Raw genomic sequence first — 16,413 nt, 5'->3', positions numbered from 1 at the left:
CAATATCGGTGCGGTTACCTCTTGAACTTTGCCTGCCTGGAATCGCTTATAAGAAAAAATGTTGAATTGAAATAGAAATTCAAATTGTTCTAATGACGGCCCCTGCGTAAGATGTATTCAACCTGTGTGTGGGGCATGAGGAATCTGTGTTGCAGGCCCCGTTTTTCATCCAAGCTTTTTTGCAATCCACTTGCTGGAGATTGATGTGATGATACTTGCTTCATGGTTTAAAGCTGCCAAGTTGGCGCTCTGTGGTGCAAACGGGTCTACAAAGCCTGCTTCCGCCCTCAGGTTCTGTGCGATTATCGGAGCCGCTGCAATATTCGTCATTGTGCCGATAGAAGGTCGGGCCGCCTATCCCGATAAGCCGATACAGATCACCATCTCATTTCCACCAGCGGGCGCAACCGATGTGCTGGCCAGGGCGGTGGGTAATCAGTTGGCCAAGGAGTTGGACCAGTCGGTTATTATCGAGAACAGGGCCGGAGCGGGAGGCGCGATAGGCTTGGTGGCTGGCGCCAGGGCTGCGCCCAACGGCTATAACCTGTATCTTGCGGCAACCACAAATCAGGCGATTGCTGCCGCCATCTATAAAGACCAGGCTGCAAGTCTGGTCGATGATTTCGTTCCCATTGGCCTGATAGGCTTTGTGCCCCACGCGTTAGTGGTTCCGGCGAGCTTGCCTGTCAACAATGTCCAGGAACTCATTGCCTACATCAAGAAGAGTCCTGGGCATTACAACTACGCCTCGCAAGGGGTGGGGACTTTGTCTCACCTGGAAGGGGATCTGTTCAAGGTCCAGAATGACCTGGATATCACGCACGTGCCTTACAAGGGTAGTGTGCAAGCACTGCCGGATGTCGTGAACGGGTTGGCGGTCATGATGTTCGACAGTGTTACAGGGTCAATGCCATTGGTGAAGGGCAACAAGCTTAGATTTCTGGCCGTGGCATCCAGCGAGCGCGTCAGTCTGCTGCCCAATATCCCCACGCTGAAAGAAGCCGGGATTGAAAACGTTGTCGCCGATAATCTCTTTGGCCTGTTTGCGCCAAAAGATACGCCGCAAGAGGTCATACACACCTTGTCGACGGCGCTGGAACGCGCCTTGAAAAACCCGCAACTGGTTTCGACCATGGCCGCCCAGGGCGCAGAACTACGCTTCGGGCCAGCGCCCGAATTGGCCAACGTGATCGCCGACGAGCACAGTTTCTGGGGCGACGTCGTCAAGCGCGCTGATATTGAGGCGCAATAGCGGCAATGGTTTCTATGGGACCGTTGTCTGATCGCTCGCTTTGGCGACCGTCGAGAAGGCCTGCGGTGTGCTGTCAGCGTGGCTGTACTCGTTACGCATATCCTGTGAGCGCTTGAGCACGAGCTGTTTCTCTGCGGTTACATCCATGGTTTTAACCGCCTGGCCGAAACGCCCGAATGCATCGCCGTAGGTAAATCGGTTGAACGGAACCGCCTTACTGGTGATAGGCGACAGATACGTGCTGCGTTTGCCAACGATGCTCGCCACATCAAACCCCATGTACTGCAGAACAGTGGGAAAGATGTTGAAGTGTGAGAGCCGCTGATAATTGAAACTCGTTGCGGCTTCCATCATCTCGTCCTGGTAATTGGTGAAAACCACAAGCGGAACCAGCCCTTCGCCGATGAAAGGGTGGCCTGAACCAGTGCAATGATGCGGCCCGGGCTGGTCGTTTATGTTTTGCCCGTGATCTGACGTATAAATGGCAATCGTCGGCTTGCTCAAATCGAGTGCTGTCAGTGCTTTGATGAAACCCTTTGTTTGCCAGTTCACTGATTTGGCGTACTCGACGCGAGTTGTGTCCGCAGCAACATACTCCGAGTGCAATTGAATCGTATAGTCGGCAGGAAAGTTATTGTGATATGGAAAGTGCGATCCATTCATGATGGCAATGGAGAACGTTTTTCCCTGCTCGTTCAGGTAGGCCATCAGGGCGGGAATATCGGCATCCCGGGATGTTTTGCTGGCATCAATATTGTGATCGACCAGACTTAGTTCGCGCGCATCAAAATGATCATGGCCCTTGCCGCCACGTTGCGCGTCCAGCAGATAGGTCGTGAACCCTGCGTTTCTGGCGTAGCTCCACACGAGGGGCTTGCTATATAAATCATCGGTCACGTGCAGAGGGCGCACTCCCTTTCTGATCATAATGTTGCTTGAGGCACTGCAGTTTCCTGCAGATGTGGCGGCACCGAAATCATAGTATCGCCAGTCGCCGGTGTATCCGGCAAACAGATCCTGGAGGTCACGGGCGGATAAGAAATCGGCCCTGACGCTCTCGTCCATCACCACCAAGATATTGATATCATCGGTTGGATTCGAGGGATGCGATTCTCCCTGATATACATATGCTTTACTGGAACCATCAAAAAGAGAGGCGAGACTCAACCCATATATACCAGTCGTTCCGGGCAGCAGATTCGTATACGTTCCATGCTTGAGAACACAAACACTGGAAAACACCAATATCGATGACACCAGCAATGCCATCGCTTTCAGACTGGCCCCCTTGGTGGGCGCCATCATCCAGAATGCGCAGAACAAGAGGAGCAGGCGGATGGCCGAGTAGGTGAGTAGCGGGTAGTACTCAGCCAGGGCATCTCCCGAGGATCTGATGGCATCAACCAGGATGGCATAATCCTCGTAGAGTAAAGGGGCGCCGCCCGACACTGCGTAATACAGATCAAAGGCCGTTGAAGACACAGCCAGCAGAACAAAAATAGACCATTTTGCTATCGGCCTGCTTTTCGCCGCATACAGATATAGAAAGAAACACAGTAGCCACCAAATGAATATAAAGAGGATCAGTGCGCTGATCTTTGGCCAGCCAGACTGTTCAAGGTAGCCGGGATATTTAAAAAAAACATAGGGCCGCTCTGCCAGATACGCGAGAACAATGAGCACTGTGGCAACAAGTTGACTGTGATGGGGCAAGGATGCCGCGAAGAAGGCTTTTTTCATTGTGTCGGGCCATTCCATTCGAAGCCACGCAGGGCCAGGGATCAAGGCATCCTACGCTGGCCCCACCGGTGATCCAATAGGCCGGTCGCCCTAATGAATCCTCTTTGAATTCTCTTTTAAGCCCTCTTTTCCCGTCAAAACAGCGGCATTTTCCAAATTAACGGACGTTAACTTTGGTTGCACATTCTTTTATTATCCTTTACGCTACCTGCAAATTTAGAACTAATAACTTCGGCCTAGGCTATAAGACGTAGCGTTACATTTTCAACGTTCATGGCCTGGTGTTGGGCGGCACATGCCGCCTCCTGGGAGACTGCTGTGAACCTGACGCTACCTAAACTGCTTGCATCGGCATTTGCTGTGCTGGCCCTTGCATCTTGCGGCAGCGGCAGTGATGTCGCTTCCAGCGACGATTCAGAACAACCAGCAAACATCCTGTTTGTCATCATGGATGACGTTGGCATCGACCAGATGAAGTCTTTTGGCTACGGGGGCAGCACGCCGCCAAGCATGCCGAACATGGACGCCGTGGCGAGCGCGGGCGTGCGTTTTCGCAATGCCTGGTCCATGCCAGAATGCTCGCCGGGGCGTGCCGCGTTCTTCGTGGGCCAGTATCCGTTGCGCACCAACATCAATCAGGCCATTGGGCCCAACGATCTGGCCAATTCGCAGTTGTCTCCCTATGCCGTGACGGCGCCCAAGCTGCTCAAGCAGGCTGGGTATGAAAGCGCCATGTTCGGTAAATTCCACCTGGCTGGCCCGGAAAACAACGAGGCAGAGAACGCCACCCCCAGCGTGCTGGGCTGGGATTACTTCTATGGATGGGTGGGTGGTTTGCCGGGTTCTGTGGATACCACCGCGGGCGGTGTGGATTCAACGGGGCCCTATATGTGTGGCTTTGTTCCCGGCAAGCTTGCCGGCGGCACCGACACTGGCGCTTGCTACCAGGCCAACAACACGTGCAGTGTGATCAAGCGGACGGCGTTGTCTCAAGACGCCGCCGGCCTTCAATGCCTGGCCTCGGGCGGCATATTTGTGCCGGATGATGAGACCTGCGCCGGTCCGCCTGCCACGGTCAATTTCGAACAAGAAAACGGTTACTACGTTTCGCCTCTCGTAATTATCGATGACGGCAATGTCGAACAAGTGCCGCTCACAGACCCGCGGGCCAGAAAGTATCGTACGGTGATCGAAACCGATGCCGCCATTGAGTGGATCAATACCCGTTCGGACAGCAAACCGTGGATGGCAACGGTCAGCTACAGCTCCGCCCACACCCCCTGGCAACAGCCTCCCGGCAACTTGCTCGCCAAGCATAATGGCCCCGCATCGGACAGCTGGGATTGCACAGCCACGCAGCCCGGCCGTTTGATACAGAACAAGATGATCGAGGCGATGGACGCGGAGTTTGGCCGGTTGCTGGTTGAAACAGGGCTTGCAAGTTGGGGTGGCGATGGCAATCTGGTCTACGACCCCAAAGCATCGAATACCATCATCGTCATCATGGGAGACAATGGGACGCTGGGCACCGCAGTAAAAACGCCGTTCATTCCTTCTCAGGCAAAAGGCACCGCATACCAGACGGGTGTCTGGGATCCTTTGATCATCGCTGGCCCGCAGGTTGCCCAACCTGATCGAGAAGTCGAGCACATGGTCAATGCGGTGGATCTGTTCCAGTTATTTGGCGAAGTTGCTGGTCTCGACGTGCACGAGGTTGTGCCGCACACCGTCGACTCTGTGAGTGTGTTGCCCTATCTGACCAATCCTGACCAACCCAGCTTGCGCACGATAAACTTCACCATGGGCGGTATGAATCTGCAGGCCAATGGCGGCAGAAACGGGCCCTGCGTGATCAGCACAACGTGCACGGTGATTCCAACATCCAAGAGCGTATGCGAAGACAACCAGGGGAACTGGTGGGGGCCGGGCTACACCCACAGTTCCGTGGTGGACAACAATGGGGTGGGCTACGAGACATGCGCGGATGTCAATCAGGCGCTTTACAACGCACAGCGAGACACCCTTACCGTACTGCCTGAGTCGTCGATCGCCATTCGCAACGATCGCTTCAAGCTGGTTCGGAATACGGCCATGGATTTCGATCCGAACACCAATGGCTTCCGGACGGACATCGTCGAAGAGCTCTACGAGGTCAATCAGGCTGCGCCCACGCCATTGCTCGATACGCCGAACCTTGATCTGTTGCGCACTCCCACCGCAGAAACGCAGGCTATCTACAAAACGCTGCGGGCGCAGATGGACAAGATTTTGGCCTCCGAGCCGTATTGTCCCGGGGATGGCAATAAAGACGGCGTGGTCAACGCAGAAGACCTGGAGAACTGGCGCCGGATAGCGCATGACTGGGGGCTATCGAGTGTTTACGATTTTTATGTGAATGACATCCTGGATGGACTGACAAACAATATTGACGAAGGCATCGTCCAGAACAACCTGAACAAAACCTGCGAACGCAGTTATGGCGTTTATTAACCCTCTGCGTCGCAAACAGTTTTTTCGCCACCTCATAGCGCGCTATCGCATCGGCGCGGGGTGGCAGGTCTGGGGAATGGCCTTTTCAGGGAGAAGGCTATGATAAAGGCATTTTCAGCGCTTGCCGTGGCGGGGACCGCCGCAATCGTCTTGGCCGCCTGTGGCAGCGGCAGCGATGTCGCTTCCAGCGACGACCCCGAGCAACCGGCAAATATCCTGTTCGTCATCATGGATGATGTCGGCATCGACCAGATGAGGTCATTTGGCTACGGTGGTGTCAAGGCGCCCAATCTGCCGAACATAGACACCATCGCGAGCGCCGGCATACGTTTCCGCAATACCTGGACCATGCCAGAATGCTCGCCGAGCCGCGCCGCTTTCTTTGCCGGCCGGTATCCCTTCCGTACCAATGTGTACCAGGCGCTTGGCCCTAACGACCTTGCCAATTCGCAGCTTTCACCTTTCGACCTGACGGTGCCCAAACTGCTCAAGCAGGCCGGGTATGAAAACGCCCTGTTCGGCAAATCCCATCTGGCTGGGCCAGAAAACAACGAGGCGGGGAATGGCGCGCCCAGCGTGTTGGGTTGGGATTATTTCTATGGCTGGGTAGGCGGTCTGCCCGGATCCGTGGATACCTCCGCGGGGGGCGTTGACCCTGGAGAGGGCTATACGTGTGGCTTTGTTCCCGGCGAACATGCTGGCGGCGCCGACACCGGCGCTTGCTATCAGGCCAACAACACCTGCAGGGTGATCAAACGTACGGCACTGTCTCAAGATGCTGCCGGCCTTCAATGCCTGGCCTCGGGCGGTATATTTGTACCGGATGATGAGACCTGCGCCGGTCCGCCTGCCACGCTCGAATTCAATCGTCTTAACGGCTATTACGTCTCGCCGCTTGTCATCATCGAAGACGGGAATGTGGAAGAAGTGCCGCTTACAGATCCCCGCGCCAGGCGGTATCGTACCCAGATCGAAACCGACGCAGCGATCGAGTGGATCAACGCGCGCACAGGCGACAAGCCATGGATGGCGACGGTAAGCTTTACGGCTGCTCACACTCCCTGGCAACAGCCGCCTGGCGAACTCCTTGCCAACAGCGATGGTCCCGCATCGGATGGCTGGAACTGCAATGGTCCGGAAGCAGGCCGGCTCATACAGGACAAAATGACCGAAGCCATGGATGCCGAGTTTGGAAGGCTGCTGGTCGAGACGGGGCTTGCCAGTTGGAGAAGCGATGGCAACTTGGCTTACGATCCCAAGTCGTCCAACACGACGATCGTGATCATCGGCGATAACGGCACGCTGGGTACGGCGGTAAAGGTACCGTTTGTCGGATCGCAGGCAAAAGGCACGGCGTATCAGACGGGTGTGTGGGATCCCCTGATCATCGCTGGCCCGCAGGTGGTCCAGCCTGATCGCGAAGTTGATCACATGGTCAACGCGGTCGATTTGTTTCAGCTGTTCGGCGAGATCGCCGGGATAGATGTACATGATGCCGCGCCGCGTACGGTCGATTCGGTGGGCGTGTTGCCCTATCTGACCAACCCGGACCAGGCCAGCCTTCGTACCATCAACTTCACGATGGGCAGCAGCAACATACAGGCCAACGGCGCCAGAAACGGGCCGTGTGTGATCACCGCAGCCTGCACGCAGAGCGCGCCCTCCAAGAGTGTGTGCGAAGACAATCAGGGTAATTGGTGGGGCCCTGGCTACACATCAGATACTGTGATTGACAACAACGGCGTGGGCTACAAAACGTGCGCAGAAGTAAATCAGGCGCTCCATACTGCAGGGCAGGATATGCTCAACACGTTGCCCGACACGGCGATGGCCGTGCGCAACGATCGATTCAAGCTGGTGCGCAATATCACCTACAATTTCAATCCGGACACCAACGATTTTCAGACAGACATCGTCGAGGAGCTATACGAGGTGAACCAGGCCGCGCCCACGCCTCTGCTCGACACACCGGATCGCAATCTGCTGGATCATCCCACTGCAGAAACGCGGGCAATCTTCAAGGACCTTCAGGCAACGCTGAACAAAATAGTGGCTTCAGAACCCGATTGTCCGGGCGACGGCAACAAAGACGGCGTAGTCAATGCCGAAGATCTGGACAACTGGCGCCGTATCGCGAACGACTGGGGGTTATCCAGCCTCTATGACTTTGCCGTGAACGGCGTTCTGGATGGATTGACGAACAATGTTGATGAATCGATTATTCAGAACAATCTGAATAAGACTTGCGAGCAATCCTATGGCATTTACTAAACCCCGGCGTCGCACCTTGTTGCTGGCTGGCGCAGGCGTTGTCGGCTTGTTGGCGGCAGGGGGGGCGCTGGGATGGTTCACCCGGCCGGCGCAACAGCCGACAGCACCGACAGTCATTGTCGGTGACGGCGTGACCACGCCTCAGGATATGGCTTGGGTGCCCGCCGGTGTTTTTCTCATGGGCAGCGACAGCAAAATGGCCCAACCCAACGAGCGTCCTGCGCATCAGGTCAAGGTTCATGGTTTCTGGATGGATCGCACCCATGTCTCCAACGATCAGTTCGCCCAATTCGTGAAAGAAACAGGGTACGTAACGACCGCCGAAAAGAAACCCGATTGGGAAACCGTACGCGTGCAATTGCCTCCCGGCACACCCAAACCCCCTGATGGCGTGCTCGTGCCCGGCGGCATGGTCTTCGTGGGCACGCGCGTGCCTGTCAGCCTGGAGAACTATACACAGTGGTGGCGTTATGTACCCGGCGCAGACTGGCGGCATCCGCAGGGGCCCGGCAGCTCCATCGAAGGCAAGGGCGACCATCCTGTTGTGCAAGTGAGCTATGAGGATGTTCAGGCCTATGCGCGGTGGGCGGGCAAGCGCTTGCCTACCGAGGCGGAATGGGAGTTCGCCGCGCGTGGTGGCCTGGAGCAGGCGACTTATGTGTGGGGTGATGAATTGATGCCCGACGGCCAGATGCAGGCCAATTACTGGGATACAGGGGAACGCAGTTTTCCGGTCGTGAGTCCCGAGGCCGGCGGTGCTACGGGCACGATGCCGGCGGGAACGTTTCCACCCAATGGCTATGGGCTGTACGACATGACTGGCAATGCATGGCAATGGGTGTCGGATTGGTACCGCGCCGATTATTTCGCCCTGCAGGCGCCCGCTGCCGCAAAACAGCCTATCGACAATCCCTCAGGACCCAATGAGTCTTTCGATCCGTCCGAGCCCGGGGTGCCGGTGAATGCGCCGAAGCGCGTGATTCGCGGCGGTTCGTTCCTGTGCAACGAGAGCTACTGCCTATCGTACCGGCCGAGCGCCCGCCGCAGCGCCGATCCATACAGCCCCATGTCTCATGTAGGCTTCCGGCTGGTCAAGGATGCGCCGGCGCCTCAACTTGCGTATCGCGCACAATGAACGCCCCGACACCAGGTCATTGAATCATTTGATTGATTTGGATAATCGGCATCATAACGGCCAGCACAATGACCAGTACGATGCCGCCCATGATCAAGATCATCAAGGGTTCAAGCAGCGCAGTCATGGTCATGGCACGCCGCTCCAGTTCACTCGATAGCGTGCGTGCGGCGCGCTCCAGCATCGCAGGCAGTTCACCTGTACGTTCGCCACTGCCTATCAGGTGTATCAACAGGGGGGGGAACACTTTCTGTGACTGCAAGGCCCGCGCCAGCGGGCTGCCTTCACGCACCCTCTGCGTGGATTCGTCCACTGCCAGGCGCAGCCTGTCATTGCCCAGCGTTCGGCCTGCCGCATCCAGGGCGGCCAGTAAAGGAACGCCGCTACCCGTGAGTATGGACAGTGTGGCGGCGTAGCGGGCAGTGTTCACGCCCAGCACGTAGCGGCCGATCAAGGGCAGGCGCAGCACCTGCGCATGCCAGGCCAGCCGTGCCGCAGGATCACGCAGGCGCCAGCGCCAAAGCCCAACTAGCACGGCCAGAGCCAGCGCGGCAGCAGCGCCCCAGTTCTGCACAAATCCACTGGTGGACAACATCACACGGGTGAGCAACGGCAGGGTTTGATGCGTCTGGTTGAATGCGCCGACGACCTGGGGCACAACATAACTGAGCAGAAAGATCACCAGACAGATCGACACAATCGTGACGATGGCCGGGTAGATGAAGGCGGTCATCACTTTGTTGCGCAATGCACCGCGCGATTCGATATAGTCGGCCAGTTTTTCCATAACCTGCGGCAGGTCGCCGGACTGCTCTCCGGCGTCGATCAGTGCGCAGTAGATGGGAGGGAAGTCACGTGGATGCGCCGCCAGTGCCTCGCCCAGCCGATGGCCGGCGCGGATGTCGGCGCGCACCGATGCCAGCGTGTTGGCGATGTGCTGGCGCTCTGCCTGTTCCAGCGTGGCGCTCAGGGCGGATTCCAGCGGCAGGTGGGCAGCCAGCAGGCTGGCCAGTTGGCGTGTGAGCCAGCCCAGATCCGAATCGCTGAGCCGCCCGCGCTTCAGCAGGGTGCCGGTGTCGACGCGGCTATTGCTGGCGGTGCGCAAGGTCAATGGCACAAACCCGCGCGAACGCAGCGCCTGGCGGGCATTGCGCTCACTGTCGGCGTCGATCATCCCGCGCTCTACGCGCCCGGTCGCATCGGCAGCTTCGTAGTGGTAGGTTGGCATAGCGTTTCCGTGTAAAAGGGATCAGGCGTCTCGGGTAACACGGCTGAGTTCTTCTTCGGTGGTGATGCCCTGGGTAATCCAGCGCAGGCCGTCCTGGCGCAGCGTACGCATGTCCGCGCCCAACGCCGCATGACGCAATGTCTGTTCGTCGGCGTTCGCGTGTATCATGCCGCGCACCGCGTCGTCCAGCGCGAAGAGTTCATGGATACCTGTTCGTCCACTGTATCCTGTATGGCTGCAGGCCGTGCATCCGCCTGGATTCCAGGCCGCGCTGCCGTCTGCATGGCCGGTCTTGCAATGCTCACACAGCTTGCGTATCAGCCTTTGCGCCAGTACGCCTTGCAGCGTCGAGGCCAGCAAAAAGGGTTCTACGCCCATGTCGATCAGGCGGGTTATGGCGGAAACAGCATCGTTCGTGTGCAAGGTTGCCAGCACCAGATGGCCCGTCAGCGAAGCCTGCACCGCGATCTGGGCGGTTTCCAGGTCGCGAATTTCTCCAATCATGATAACGTCGGGATCCTGGCGCAGGATGGCGCGCAGGGCAGCGGCAAACGTCAGCTCAATGCGTGGATTCACCTGCGTCTGGCCTATGCCCGGCAAGTCGTATTCAATCGGGTCTTCCACCGTAAGAATATTGGTCGTCGTGGTGTCCAGCCTGCCCAGCGCGGCATACAGCGTCGTACTCTTGCCGCTGCCGGTGGGGCCGGTCACCAGAACGATTCCATGAGGCTGATGGATCAGCTTGTCGAGCCGCACCAGTACATCGGGCGCCATGCCCAGTCGCTCCAGCTCCAGCCGTCCCGCCTCTTTGTCCAGCAGGCGCAGCACAGCCCGTTCGCCGTGTCCGGTGGGGAGCATGGACACCCGTACGTCGATGGGCCGGCCGCCAACGCGCAGGGCAATGCGCCCATCCTGTGGCAGGCGTTTTTCGGCGATATCCAGGCTGGCCATGATCTTGATGCGCGATATCAATGCGTTGTGCAGCGCGCGGCGCGGGCTGACGATGTCCCGCAGTGTGCCATCCACCCGGTACCGCACCACTGAATGTGTGTCGAACGCCTCCAGGTGAATATCGCTGGCGCCATCGCGCACAGCCTGTGTGAACAGCGCATTGATCATGCGTATGACCGGCGCATCGTCATGCGCTTCGAGCAGATCTTCGATTTCCGGGATATCCTGCATCAGGCGATCCAGGTCGACCTCATTGGCGGCTGCGTCGACCACCGCGGCAGCGTCATCGGTTTGCGCATACGCCGCGGCAAGCAGCGTGTCGAGCTCTGCGTCGGGCACTTCGCGATGCGCCATGTCGCCATGGCGCCGCCGGATCTCCGAGAGCGCCCAGTCGGGCGTGCGTTCAGACATCACCAGCACGCTGCCCGTTGCGTTGTTCTGGACCAAAGCCCGATGCGCGCGCGCCCAGGCGTAGGGAAGCCGGATGCTCATAGCTGTCCGACAGGGGCTGGCGCAGCGGGAGGGGCTGGGTGAACGGCCGGATTGACCGAGCCCGATGCGGGCCCCGGCAGAGGCTGGGCTTCGTATGGATCGCGCAGGTCAAGCAGGCCGGTATCCGGGTTGCGGTCTATGTCCGGCAGTGGCGCCATGCCGGTCTCGGGAGCGAACCAGGTCGACCGCGGCGGCAGGCCCGACTGCGCGGCGCGCATATAGTTGTACCGGTCCAGTGTGACGCTGGCACCGTCCTGTGCGCTGCGCAAGATATGAGGCCGCAGGAAAATCATCAAGTTGGTCTTGGTGCGGCTGCGACTGTCGTAGCGAAACAGATTGCCCAGCAGCGGAATGTCGCCCAATAGGGGCACTGAACTGGTGCTGTCGGAAATGGTGTCCTCGATCAACCCGCCCAGAACAATGATCTGGCTGTCGTCGACCAGCACATTGGTTTCCAGCGCGCGCTTGCGCGTCACCAGACCGGTTGCCGCGCTCGACGCGCTGGCGTCAATGGAACTCACTTCCTGATAGAGCGCCAGCTTGACGGTGCCACCTTCCGAGATTTGCGGTCGAATGCGCAACGTCAGGCCGACGTCTTCGCGCGTAATGGTTTGGAACGGGTTGCTCGCCCCGTCGCCCGATGTCGTGTACTGTCCGGTAACAAACGGGACGGTGCGCCCCACCATAATGCTGGCTTCTTCGTTGTCCAGTGTCAGCAGATTAGGCGTGGACAGCACATTTGCCCCGCCTTTGGACTCCAGGGCCCGAGCCAGCACGCCCAGGTTGATCACCTCGTTGCCCAGGATGTTCACCGTGCCCTTGACGACCCCCAGGCTCAAGCCCTGGGCCAGGGCGTCGATCGTGCTGATGCCATTGGGGTTGATGCCGCTGCCCGGGAATCGTGCGCCGCCAATGAAGGATGAACCGCCTGAGTTGATATCATCGCCGCCCACCATCCACTGAATGCCAAACTCGGCGGCTTTGTCGGTATTCACTTCGACAATCAGGCTTTCAACCAGCACCTGGGCCCTGCGCTGATCAAGCTGGTCAATGATTTCGCGCAGGCTGCGGTACAGGGGCGCGGGCGCAGAGATGATCAAGGTGTTGGTGGATGGATCGGCCTGTACTGTCGCGCCGCCGGCCGAAAAGGACAGCGAGCGTTGGTCGCCGCCACTCATGCCGCCCAGCATCCCTGCCGCGCCGCCCATGCCATCCATGCCCATGCTTCCCGTCATTGCCGTCGCCTGTGCAGGCAGGCCGGTCGCTAACCCGCCCTCGCCATCTTCACCGGCATTGGACAGGCCGCCGACCCCCAGGCCGCCCCTGCTGCCGCCAGCGTCCGATGCGCCCTGGCCGCCCCCCAGCGCGCCGCGCAGGACTTCGGCCAGGCGTGTCGCCTGCGCATTGCGCAAGTACACCACATGCATATTGCTCGCGCCCGACTCCGGGTTGTCGATGCGTTCAATCAGCTCGCGCGCGTGATCCAGCATTTCGGGGCTGCTCGCGCGCAGCAGCACGGAATTACTGCGAGGATCAGCCACCACGGTGGTGCGTCTGCCGCCCTGGTTGCCTGATCCCTGATTCAATAATTGCGCCGCCAGTGCGGCCACGTCCAGCGCCACGCCATACTGAACAGGTATGACATCGGTGCTGATGGAGTCCGGCGTGTCAATGCTGGCGATCACTTCGGCGATTCGTTCCAGGTTGTCGGCGTAATCGGTGATCACCAGCGTATTGTTGCCAGCGTAAGCATTGATGGAATTGTTGGGCGCAATCATCGGCCGCAAGACAGGCATGAGATTCGTGGCGCTTTCATAGCGCAACTGGAAGACACGTGTGACGAGCTCTCCCGCATGCGCGCCGGTTGAACGGCCGCTGCTGACCGCCATGCCTTGCAGCTTGGCGTCTGCTTCGGGCAGGACGCGGCTCACGCCGTCGATGTCGACGACGGCAAAACCATGCATGCGCAAAGCGCCCAGCAGCATGGAATAGGCCGTGTCAGGATCAACCGGCGCTTCCGACACCAGCGTGAGCTGGCCTTTGACGCGTGGATCCACCAGGAAATTCCGCCCGGTGAAGCGCGACAACGCGCGTACCACGCCGGGCAGGTCAGCGTCCACAAAGTTGAGCATGGTGTTGCCGTCTTGCGCGTTCTGCACAGTGGTTTCAGCACGCGGGCTGCGCGTGTCGTCGCTGCTTGTGCGTCGCGAGGACGACCTGGCGCGGGGAGCGGGCGGAGGCGGCGTGTAGTCCATGCTGCGGGCTGGCCCCTCTTGCCGCCAACCCTGGCCTGTCGACGTATGCACCACCAATTGCGAAGGCCCGCCTGAATCGACGCTGCCCTGTGGGGGCGTGGCGCAGCCTGCCAGGGTCAGCGGCAGCATGAGTGCCAGCGTCAACAACGTCGGGCGGAATCGATGATTGTGTCGCGCGATGGTGAAGAGGTTTTTCATAACGTCTCAATAAGGTTATTGTTCTGGACCGCTTTAGCGAAAGCGCAAAAGCGTGACATCGTTCTGTTGCGGACCCAGCGCGGCCAGTAAATCACGCAGCGCAGTCCGGATCTCGGCGCCTGCGGAAGGATCCGCCTGGGCAGTGCCGTCAAACTGAAACTGTTTTCTGGACAAGATGCCTGCACCATTCAGCATCAAAGGGCCTTGCCGTGTACTGAGCAACACGTCGGCCTGGCCTGGCGCGCCTTGTTTCAGCGCCAGCGCATAGTCGCCAAGCGGGCGCACCGGCGCCAGCGCCGACACGGCATTGCGCCATTCCATGTCCAGCAGTCTTGCGCCGGCCGTCCGCGACGCCAGGCCGATGAATGTTGCCGGCCACTTGAGCGAAAGCTCCCCGCCCGGGTCGATGGCAGCGATACGGGCGTCCAGCGCACCCAGTGCGGTGGCGGGCAGTTGCAGTGTTTGCGCTGAAATACCTATGCCTCGCCAGCCCAGAGACAAGGTGACAGGCCCGCGAAGCCAGGGATGAGACACCCGCAACCTGGGGCCAGGGTCTAATGCGAACTGCCAACGCACGGGTTCGGCCACGCTGCGGCGTCGTTCTGGCGTGCCCAATGCAACCGTCGCGGTGCCAGACCAGATCGTGCCGCTGGCATTGACAACCGCCAGGGGCAGGTGGGAAGGCAGCGCCGCCATGATCCAGCGCGCCGGCAGCACAGCCAGCGCGGCGCTGCCGGCCACGAGCACAAACCCGATCACATAAAGCAGTATCCGCCGACTCATGGCTTGCGCTCCGTCGGCAGCTTCACACGAACCGTCCCGGCGACGCGGCCCGGCCGATCGCGTCCATCAATACTGGCGCGTTCGAGCGCCACCGCCTGTGTCTGAATCTGCAACAGTGACGGCAATCCAGCCAGCCACGTCATGACATGCGCGACGTCGGCATCGGTCAGCACAATTTCCCATTCCATTCCAGATTCGCCCTGCGGCGTATTGATATCGCGGACCGTTGCTGAGCCCGCCAGGCCAGCGCGCTCCAGGCTCGCGCGTATCGCGTCCGGCATGCTTGCAGCGTCGATCTTGCCAGTCTGCGAACGCGCAAGCCCCTGTGCCTCGACAATCAGGGCGTTAATTTGCGTGGCTTGCGCATGCAGGCGGGGCAGATCTTCGCGCGATAGCGCAATGGCGTCCAGGGCAGGCTTGATACCCTGTGTCCATACCAGCGCACCCGCCACGGCTATTGCACCGACACGCAACAGTTTGCGTTCCCTGGAAGTGCGCGCTTGCCACCAGGCATGCGCCCGTTGCACGATTGCTGCCAGTTGTAGGCGCCAGGCGGGAATGGCTTTCGATGGCGCTGTATTCCTGCGCGTCGTCATGGGCGTGCCTCGCGCAGTTCCTGGACACCCGCGCGGCGAATATGCCAGGTATGGGCGGCCTCATCATCTTTCTTCAGCGTCAGGGACTGGGTCGCTGCAGCCTGCTGCAACGCGGCTTCGTTGGACGGCGGCGTATAGCCTTGTGCGAGAACGAGGGTCAATATGCCGTCTTCGTAGTGCAGGGATGCAATATGGCCTTCGGCAAAATCCAGTACCCGGGCTGCGCCCAGTGCCAGAGGCATGAAGTCATCCCCCCCGGCCGTTCCGCTGCCCAGCCGCAGCATGTCGCGTTGGTTTTGCGCTTGTTTCAGCGGGTCAATAATGATTCCAATCGAAGGAAACGCCGTGCGCAGCGACTGAACCATATCGGTTTGCAATGTGCGCGCCTCGCTGCGAAGCCTTCCTGCATGCAGATTCAAGCCAAGCAGCCACAACAGCGCAGCCGCGCCGGCCCATATCGCCGCGCTTCGCCAGTGATGCGTTTTCGTTATGGGGCGCCATTCCGGCTGGGCTAGCGACCAGTTCGGCAAGCGGGCCTGCCAGCGTTCGTCAACGGGAAGGGCAAGTGCCTGATCAGGATGCGGATCGTTATTGGGCAGCGCCAGCGCGCTTGGCACAAAGGCCACAATCTGAAGCTTTGCGTGGGCCAGCTGTTGCCAGGCGGCCAGCAGTGCGCGGCGGTTGGTCCAGGCAATGCAGACATTGCCATCGGGTGCGCGTGGACCATGGGCAATACACAGATCGGCAATGTCTTCCAGCGCCATGGGTTCAACGCTGTTCTGCACGGCATCATGAAGGCGCTTTGCAGTCAAGGGAGGAAGAACGGTGTTGACGACAATGGCGTCGTGCGGATGCAGTATTGCGTACACCGGATAGCCGGCCGCCGCGTCGGCGAGTTGCGCAAGCGATAGCTCGCCACTGCGCAGTACACGGCCAGTGCGATCCAGCACCGCGAAAGCCGTGATGGATTGCGGCGTGACCTCGGCCAGCGGTGGCAGGGATAAGCGCAGATGACCTTTCAT

At 59.3% G+C, this 16,413-nt stretch carries 11 protein-coding genes; 4 read left to right on the top strand and 7 right to left on the bottom strand.

The features are described 5' to 3' along the window. Positions 1 to 208 precede the first annotated feature (208 nt). Positions 209 to 1,252 carry a Bug family tripartite tricarboxylate transporter substrate binding protein gene (locus tag ERE07_RS03655; RefSeq protein WP_130007428.1) on the top strand — a complete coding sequence of 348 codons (1,044 nt, stop codon included), beginning with the start codon at positions 209 to 211 and terminating at the stop codon, positions 1,250 to 1,252. Between the two features lie 12 nt (positions 1,253 to 1,264). On the opposite strand, the gene ERE07_RS03650 is transcribed toward ERE07_RS03655, so the two are convergent. Continuing rightward, positions 1,265 to 2,992, bottom strand: coding sequence for a sulfatase-like hydrolase/transferase (locus ERE07_RS03650; protein ID WP_167670714.1), 1,728 nt, complete (start codon positions 2,990 to 2,992; stop codon positions 1,265 to 1,267). A 318-nt stretch (positions 2,993 to 3,310) separates the two neighbouring features. On the opposite strand from ERE07_RS03650, the gene ERE07_RS03645 reads away from it, so the two are divergent. The 3 genes from ERE07_RS03645 (at position 3,311) to ERE07_RS03635 (ending at position 8,888) form a co-directional block, all read left to right on the top strand. Further along, complete coding sequence (locus tag ERE07_RS03645) at positions 3,311 to 5,482, top strand: sulfatase-like hydrolase/transferase (protein WP_245153386.1); 2,172 nt, start codon at positions 3,311 to 3,313, stop codon at positions 5,480 to 5,482. Positions 5,483 to 5,581: 99 nt separating this feature from the next. Beyond that, a complete protein-coding gene (locus tag ERE07_RS03640) occupies positions 5,582 to 7,753 on the top strand; it encodes a sulfatase-like hydrolase/transferase (RefSeq protein ID WP_130007425.1) in 2,172 nt (723 codons plus the stop codon). Then, a complete protein-coding gene (locus ERE07_RS03635) occupies positions 7,740 to 8,888 on the top strand; it encodes a formylglycine-generating enzyme family protein (protein WP_130007424.1) in 1,149 nt (382 codons plus the stop codon). Before ERE07_RS03640 ends, ERE07_RS03635 begins: the two co-directional genes overlap by 14 nt. Before the next feature lie 16 nt (positions 8,889 to 8,904). Here the strand turns inward: ERE07_RS03635 and gspF are convergent, their stop codons facing one another. The 6 genes from gspF to gspL are packed head-to-tail and all read right to left on the bottom strand — an operon-like array spanning position 8,905 to position 16,413. After that, entirely contained in the window at positions 8,905 to 10,116 is a 1,212-nt protein-coding gene (gene gspF / locus ERE07_RS03630) for a type II secretion system inner membrane protein GspF (RefSeq protein WP_130007423.1), read from the bottom strand. A 21-nt stretch (positions 10,117 to 10,137) separates the two neighbouring features. Beyond that, entirely contained in the window at positions 10,138 to 11,559 is a 1,422-nt protein-coding gene (gene gspE, locus ERE07_RS03625; protein WP_130007422.1) for a type II secretion system ATPase GspE, read from the bottom strand. Next, complete coding sequence (gene gspD / locus ERE07_RS03620; RefSeq protein WP_130007421.1) at positions 11,556 to 14,012, bottom strand: type II secretion system secretin GspD; 2,457 nt, start codon at positions 14,010 to 14,012, stop codon at positions 11,556 to 11,558. Before gspD ends, gspE begins: the two co-directional genes overlap by 4 nt. A gap of 33 nt (positions 14,013 to 14,045) precedes the next feature. Continuing rightward, positions 14,046 to 14,795, bottom strand: a complete 750-nt coding sequence (gene gspN, locus ERE07_RS03615) for a type II secretion system protein N (protein WP_130007420.1) — start codon at positions 14,793 to 14,795, stop codon at positions 14,046 to 14,048. Continuing rightward, positions 14,792 to 15,391, bottom strand: coding sequence for a type II secretion system protein GspM (gene gspM, locus ERE07_RS03610; protein WP_130007419.1), 600 nt, complete (start codon positions 15,389 to 15,391; stop codon positions 14,792 to 14,794). Before gspM ends, gspN begins: the two co-directional genes overlap by 4 nt. Further along, a complete protein-coding gene (gene gspL / locus ERE07_RS03605) occupies positions 15,388 to 16,413 on the bottom strand; it encodes a type II secretion system protein GspL (RefSeq protein ID WP_130007418.1) in 1,026 nt (341 codons plus the stop codon). Before gspL ends, gspM begins: the two co-directional genes overlap by 4 nt.

Origin of the sequence: Allopusillimonas ginsengisoli, assembly GCF_004153455.1 — a bacterium.
In the GTDB taxonomy this organism is placed as follows: domain Bacteria; phylum Pseudomonadota; class Gammaproteobacteria; order Burkholderiales; family Burkholderiaceae_B; genus Allopusillimonas; species Allopusillimonas ginsengisoli.
The sequence above is the reverse complement of the archived record's forward strand: the minus strand, read 5'-3'. Positions and strand labels throughout refer to the sequence as shown.

Excerpts from the sequence above, each read along its gene's own strand:
- ERE07_RS03655 (WP_130007428.1), top strand. The coding sequence starts at position 209 with ATGATACTTGCTTCATGGTTTAAAGCTGCCAAGTTGGCGCTCTGTGGT.
- ERE07_RS03650 (WP_167670714.1), bottom strand. The coding sequence starts at position 2,992 with ATGAAAAAAGCCTTCTTCGCGGCATCCTTGCCCCATCACAGTCAACTT.
- ERE07_RS03640 (WP_130007425.1), top strand. The coding sequence starts at position 5,582 with ATGATAAAGGCATTTTCAGCGCTTGCCGTGGCGGGGACCGCCGCAATC.
- ERE07_RS03635 (WP_130007424.1), top strand. The coding sequence starts at position 7,740 with ATGGCATTTACTAAACCCCGGCGTCGCACCTTGTTGCTGGCTGGCGCA.
- gspF (WP_130007423.1), bottom strand. The coding sequence starts at position 10,116 with ATGCCAACCTACCACTACGAAGCTGCCGATGCGACCGGGCGCGTAGAG.
- gspE (WP_130007422.1), bottom strand. The coding sequence starts at position 11,559 with ATGAGCATCCGGCTTCCCTACGCCTGGGCGCGCGCGCATCGGGCTTTG.
- gspD (WP_130007421.1), bottom strand. The coding sequence starts at position 14,012 with ATGAAAAACCTCTTCACCATCGCGCGACACAATCATCGATTCCGCCCG.
- gspN (WP_130007420.1), bottom strand. The coding sequence starts at position 14,795 with ATGAGTCGGCGGATACTGCTTTATGTGATCGGGTTTGTGCTCGTGGCC.
- gspM (WP_130007419.1), bottom strand. The coding sequence starts at position 15,391 with ATGACGACGCGCAGGAATACAGCGCCATCGAAAGCCATTCCCGCCTGG.
- gspL (WP_130007418.1), bottom strand. The coding sequence starts at position 16,413 with ATGAAAGGTCATCTGCGCTTATCCCTGCCACCGCTGGCCGAGGTCACG.